Origin of the sequence: Spirulina subsalsa CS-330 (assembly GCF_028330765.1) — a bacterium.
Classification (GTDB): domain Bacteria; phylum Cyanobacteriota; class Cyanobacteriia; order Cyanobacteriales; family Spirulinaceae; genus Spirulina; species Spirulina subsalsa_A.
Genome location: NZ_JAQMTY010000062.1, coordinates 1 through 6,206, shown reverse-complemented (window position 1 = coordinate 6,206; position 6,206 = coordinate 1). Strand labels below are relative to the sequence as shown.

The 6,206-nt window shown below is 55.0% G+C and carries 5 protein-coding genes; 3 read left to right on the top strand and 2 right to left on the bottom strand.

Annotation, left to right across the window (positions count from 1 at the left end; translation table 11 throughout):
• Window positions 1–180 precede the first annotated feature (180 nt).
• Both PN477_RS04300 and PN477_RS04295 read right to left on the bottom strand, forming a co-directional pair.
• The gene (locus tag PN477_RS04300; protein WP_272120218.1) at window positions 181–552 is read right to left on the bottom strand and encodes a hypothetical protein; all 372 of its coding nucleotides are present in this window, start codon (window positions 550–552) and stop codon (window positions 181–183) included.
• A gap of 44 nt (window positions 553–596) precedes the next feature.
• Window positions 597–1,961 carry an MATE family efflux transporter gene (locus PN477_RS04295; protein ID WP_272120217.1) on the bottom strand — a complete coding sequence of 455 codons (1,365 nt, stop codon included), beginning with the start codon at window positions 1,959–1,961 and terminating at the stop codon, window positions 597–599.
• A 310-nt stretch (window positions 1,962–2,271) separates the two neighbouring features.
• On the opposite strand from PN477_RS04295, the gene PN477_RS04290 reads away from it, so the two are divergent.
• The 3 genes from PN477_RS04290 to PN477_RS04280 all read left to right on the top strand — a co-directional run bounded on the left by PN477_RS04290 (window position 2,272) and on the right by PN477_RS04280 (window position 5,982).
• Complete coding sequence (locus tag PN477_RS04290; RefSeq protein ID WP_272147021.1) at window positions 2,272–2,433, top strand: hypothetical protein; 162 nt, start codon at window positions 2,272–2,274, stop codon at window positions 2,431–2,433.
• Window positions 2,434–2,556: 123 nt separating this feature from the next.
• Complete coding sequence (ppc, locus tag PN477_RS04285; protein WP_272120213.1) at window positions 2,557–5,658, top strand: phosphoenolpyruvate carboxylase; 3,102 nt, start codon at window positions 2,557–2,559, stop codon at window positions 5,656–5,658.
• Window positions 5,659–5,724: 66 nt separating this feature from the next.
• The gene (locus PN477_RS04280) at window positions 5,725–5,982 is read left to right on the top strand and encodes a hypothetical protein (protein WP_272147019.1); all 258 of its coding nucleotides are present in this window, start codon (window positions 5,725–5,727) and stop codon (window positions 5,980–5,982) included.
• The last annotated feature ends 224 nt before the right edge of the window (window positions 5,983–6,206 follow it).

The following is a 6,206-nucleotide window of genomic DNA, read 5'->3' as shown; positions in this document are numbered from 1 at the left end:
TCTCTCGATCCCCCCTAGCCCCCCTTAAAAAGGGGGGAACGCAAAAAAGTCCCCCTTTTTAAGGGGGATTTAGGGGGATCAAACGCAGACGAGGCCAACATTTGAACGTTATGTATAAGCAGTAGCCCAGAGGGCGAGGGGCTTCTGATCTGTGCGGGATGATTGCTGAACAAACTGTAATTAGTGGGGGTCGCGGTCGGCGGGGTCGAGAAAGTCTTGGAGGATTTCGTCGGGTTCGTCGTCTACGTCCCAATATTCGTGATCTGAGGGTGGGGGGGGTGGGGTGGGCTGGCTGGAAGTGCGGCTGAGGGCGATCGCTTGCACATAGTTGAGGCGTTGGGTGAGTTCCTGGAGGGATTGGCGCAGGGTGGTGACTTCGCTGTCGAGGTGATCGAGGCGTGGGATGTTGGTGTTGACAGTTTCACCGAGGTAGTAGGCGATCGCTTCGGTCATCACCTCGGCGGGGGCTTTTTTGCGTTCGGCGGCTAACCGTTCGAGTTTTAGTTTCCAAGCGAGGGGGAGTTCACAATGCACTTTGACCAGATCACTCATAGGACATCACACCGAAGAATTCAGAGGGAATCGTTCAGGGTATGTTAAGCGATCGCGGTTCCGGTTTGCCGCAGAAATCGCCCGGTTAAGACCACCGCCGCCACGATCAACCCCCAGACTAAGCCAATCCACAGGCCCACCCCCTGCCACGGCCCCACAATCCCTAACAGATAACTACACCCTAACCCCATCCCCCAATAGGACAGCAGCCCGATCCACATCGGCGCGTAGGTATCTTTGAGGCCGCGCAAGGCTCCATTGGCGATCACTTGAATGCCGTCAAACACCTGAAACAGCGCGGCCACTCGTAATAACTGCACGGCATAGTGAATCACGGCGGTATTGTCGGGGTTGGTGCGATCGAGATAGATGCCGATGATCAGATCCGGCAGCAGCCAAAACAGCACCCCCATGCAACTCATAAACAGGGTTCCTAGGCCAATCCCGACACAGCCGGCTTGACGCATCCCCCGCCGATTCCCCTGGCCGTAAAATTGGCCGACCCGGACGGCGGTGGCGTGGGAAATGCCCAGGGGAATCATGAAGGTGATGGCGGCGGTTTGGATGGCGATCTGGTGGGCGGCGAGGGCGGTGGTGCTGAGGGTTCCCATCAGATAGGTGACACAGAGGAACAGACCGGTTTCTAGGGTCATTAAGCCACCATAGGGGAGGCCAATGCGAAACAGTTCGGCCATCATTGCGGGCTGCCAGGGACAGCGGGCGAAGAAGCGATAGGGGCGAAAGCTGGGGCGATAAAAGATGATGCCGAGGGCGATCGCAAACTTGACCCAAAAGGCGATCGTACTGGCCCAGCCTAAACCGGCTAACCCCAGTTCCGGTAAGCCCCAGCGACCGAACATCAACCCGTAGTTGAGCACGACATTGAGCGCAATCCCTAACCCCATGATCTGCATGATGATCTGGGGTTGGTTCACCGCTGAGGCGAGGTTCCGAATCAGGCTGAACCCCAGGGCGGCGGGGATGCCCCAGGCGATCGCTTGCAGATAGCCTTGGGCGATTTCGGCATTGGTGACGGATTGGCCCAGGTAGGGGAGGGCGGCGGCTAGGTTCCAGACGATCAGGCTCAGGGGTGTGGCGATCAGCAGGGTGAAGAGCAGACCATGGATGCTGATCGTGGGGAGGCGATCGCGCTGTCCGGCTCCGATGGCGATCGCCGCCACCGTTCCCACGGACGACACACAACCCACCCCGATAATGAGCAATGACATCACCGAGGTAGACCCCAACGCTCCGGCGGCGAGGGACTGTTCCCCCAGCCACCCCATCATCACCGTATCAACGAAGTTCGTAGCCGCTTCAGAGAGTTGAGCGATCGCCAAGGGGAAGGATAATTGTACGCAGGCCCGGAGTTCTTGCTGTAGCCGCCAGGGCATGGGTGATGAAGACATAGGGCTGAGAGTTTTTAACTGAACAACTGAATCGGTGATCCAGCGACGAGCCTCTGACCGCTGTGGCCAAGACCGATCCGCCGGAGAATCGCTCGTAATACAAGATACTACAAAAAGCAGTCATTCTGAGACCCCTGGGGGGGATTCCCGAATAATCCGTGCTTTTAGCTACAATTCCAAACCCAATCTATGTATAGATCCTGGCGAATTGAATCGTGACTTTCAAAGGGTCAATTTTCCGCTACACTACTGAACAGTTCAAATCAATCTAACCCGCGTGACTTCTCGTTCTTTGCAGACATCCACTCCCGTGCTACTCAGTATGATGACCCTGCCCTTTTTAGGGACGGTGCTCCTGGTTGATGCGATCGCGCAGCACCTCCAAGCCTTGGGTGAAACCAGCGAAGAACTGCTGCGGGGCGATCGCCTCCCCACCCTTCCCTTCCCGGAACCGCACCCCTCTCAACCCTAGCCCCCCAGAGCGTCAGCCCCCAGAGTTGACAAATCGTAACTCTGTGTTGCTAAACATGTCGATTCCCCAAAATCTCAATCGAGATCCTCTAGACTACCCTAGTATCTGCAACCATCAGACATCATGAGTTCGCTGCTTCAAACCTCAGAGCAAACCCTGCAACTGCCGTCTAATTCAATGCTTCTGTTGCACCATCGTCTTAGGATGGTTGAAGATTTATGGGAATCAGTCTTGGTGGCCGAATGTGGTCAACCGCTGGTGGATCTCCTGCGTCAACTCCGCTCCATGTGTTCCCCTGAAGGGCAGACCAAGATCCTCGACAAAGCGGCGGTTCTCCACCTCATTGAACAGCTTGACCTCAACGAAGCGATTCGCGCCGCCCGCGCCTTCGCCCTCTACTTCCAACTGATCAACATTGTTGAGCAACATTACGAACAACGCGAGCAACGCCTCTCTCGCCGCGCCACCTATAAAGAAAAGTCCCCCGCCTTTCTCAGCACCCCCACCCCCCCCAACCCCGACGAGCCGCCCCTCGATGACGCGGCCAACAATCACCTTGAGGATGCCGCCGCGCCCCTCGGTGCCAAGCAACTCGAACGCAATCTTAAAGACAGTGAACTCGCCAAGCCCAAAGCCGGGACGTTCCATTGGCTCTTTCCCTACCTGCGGCAGCAAAATATGCCGCCCCAAAAAATTCAACGCCTGCTGGATAATCTCGATATTCGCCTGGTCTTCACTGCCCACCCGACGGAGATCGTGCGCCATACGATCCGCCGCAAACAACGCCGCATTTCCAACACCCTGCGCCATCTCGATCAAGCCGAGGAAGCCTATCGCGGCCTAGGGCTGACCAACTCCTGGGAAGCCGAAACCGCCACCCGCCAACTCCATGATGAAATTCGGCTCTGGTGGCGCACCGATGAACTGCACCAATTCAAGCCCACGGTGTTGGATGAGTTGGACTATACCTTGCACTATTTCCAAGAGGTGCTGTTTGATGCGCTGCCGGAATTGGCGGTGCGCCTCAAGCAGGCGCTAGAAGATACCTTTCCGACGTTGCGATCGCCCAAAAACCGTTTTTGCTACTTCGGCTCCTGGGTGGGTTCCGATCGTGATGGCAACCCCTCCGTTACCCCTGAAGTCACCTGGCGCACCGCCTGCTATCAACGCAACATCGTTCTCGAAAAATACCTCCTGTCGATCCAAGAACTGATCAATCAACTCAGTCTTTCCCTGCATTGGAGCAATGTCCTGCCGGATCTCTTGGATTCCCTAGAGCGCGATCGCACCTACCTCGGCGAAGTCTACGAAAAACTCGCCATCCGCTACCGCCAAGAACCCTATCGCCTCAAACTCGCCTACATTCAAAAACGCCTCGAAAACACCCGCGAACGGAACCACCTCCTCACCAGCAGCGACCCCCATCAACAACGCCTCCTAGACGAAATCCACCCCAAAACCATCTATCAATCCGGCGATGAATTTCTCGCAGAATTGTGTCTCCTGCAACGCAACCTCAGCGAAACCGGCATCGCCTGCCAAGACCTCGACAAACTGATCGCCCAAGTGGAAATCTACAGTTTCCACCTGACGGAACTAGACATTCGCCAAGAATCCCTCCGCCATTCCGAAGCGATCACCGAAATTGCCGCCTATATCCAAGCCTTGCCCCGGCCCTACGATGAACTCGAAGAGGCCGATCGCCGGAATTGGTTAATCACCGAATTGCCCACCCGCCGCCCGTTGATTCCCTCAGAAGCGCCCTTTTCCGATCGCACCCGTGAAACCATTGAAACCTTTCAGATGGTGCGCCGCCTCCAAAAAGAGTTTGGCCCGAACATTTGCCAAACCTACGTGATCAGCATGAGCAACGATGTGAGCGATGTGCTCGAAGTGCTGATTTTGGCCCAGGAAGCGGGGCTGTATGATCCGGTGACGGGGAAAAGTAGCATTCAGATTGTGCCCCTGTTCGAGACCGTGGACGATCTCAAACGTGCGCCAGCGGTGATGACGGCGTTGTTTAATTTGCCCTTGTACCGTGCCACCTTGTCCGGCGGTTACGACGCGCTGAATACCCAATTAGCCGCGGCCAATTTACCCCATTCGCAACTTCCCCACACGGAACCCCTGCAAGAAGTCATGCTGGGGTATTCCGATAGCAATAAAGATTCGGGGTTTTTGAGTAGTAATTGGGAAATTCACAAGGCGCAGAAGGCGTTGCAGACGATCGCTAGCCAGTTCGGGATCGCGTTGCGGATTTTCCATGGGCGCGGCGGTTCCGTGGGACGCGGCGGCGGGCCAGCCTACGAGGCGATTTTGGCGCAACCGAATTCCACGATTAACGGCCGGATCAAAATTACCGAACAGGGGGAAGTGCTCGCGTCGAAATATTCCCTCCCGGAATTGGCGCTGTATCATCTCGAAACCGCATCAACGGCGGTGTTGCAGTCGAGTTTGCTCGGTAGCGGCTTTGATGATATTGAGCCGTGGAATGAAATTATGGAGGAGTTGGCGACGCGATCGCGCACCTGCTACCGGAATTTAATTTACGAGCAACCGGACTTCATTGATTTCTTCATGTCCGTCACGCCGATCCAAGAAATCAGCCAATTACAAATTAGCTCCCGCCCCGCTCGGCGCAAGAGTGGCAAAAAAGATCTCAGTTCATTACGGGCGATTCCTTGGGTGTTTAGCTGGACTCAAAGCCGCTTTCTCCTTCCGGCTTGGTATGGGGTGGGGACGGCTCTCAAAAGTTTCCTCGATGAAGAACCAGAAGAAAACTTAAAACTGATCCGCTATTTCTATTTCAAATGGCCCTTTTTCCGCATGGCCATTTCTAAAGTAGAGATGACCCTCGCCAAGGTGGATCTACAAATGGCGAACCACTATGTCCAAGAATTATCGGCTCCAGACGATCGCGATCGCTTCATGAAAGTGTTCGACCAGATCGCCGAGGAATTTAAACTCACCTGCGAGATCGTGCTAGAGGTGAAAGGGGCGACCAATCTTTTAGATGATGACCCCGAATTGCAGCGTTCTGTGTATCTCCGCAACGGCACGATTGTCCCCCTCGGCTTCTTGCAAGTCTCGCTCCTGAAGCGGTTACGGCAATACAGCAGCCAAGCTTCTGGGGTAATTCACTACCGTTACAGCAAAGAAGAACTGTTACGGGGCGCATTGTTGACCATCAACGGCATTGCCGCCGGAATGCGCAACACGGGCTGATCACCAGCGATGCGATCGGTGAGGACGATTCCCTATCCAGAGAAGGCTACTGCTGGTGGCAATTTGATGCAGCGTTTCACGAGTTTGTGGGGCGCGATCGGCGAACAGATTTTGATCACTGGGGGAAATTCGCACGATGCGATCGACTCGTTCGGCGGTGATGTGAGGTTTAAACAGAGGTGTGGCGAAACGTTGGGCGGTGTTGAGTTCGAGACGTTCATCACTCAGGAGTTTTCCGTCCCAGTTTTTCGCGTGTTGTTGAAGTTGGGGAACGGTTTGACGCAGAACGTCTTGAGCGTCTTAAATGAATCCATGTTTGAGTAATAATTGCGCTTCGGTGGCGGTTACCACGGCCCAACCTCAGCAGAATACTGTTGGTTGGGACAATAGGAAGGTGGGCTGTTGTGGCATCTGGTTGACATACTCCCCCACTAAACCCTACGGGCTATAGTGGGAGATTCTGAACAGCCAGTTACCTGACCATTTATCCACTCAAACAACGAGAGTTGCAGAGGGTTGCTAGGCTCAACGACTAACGCCATTGATTT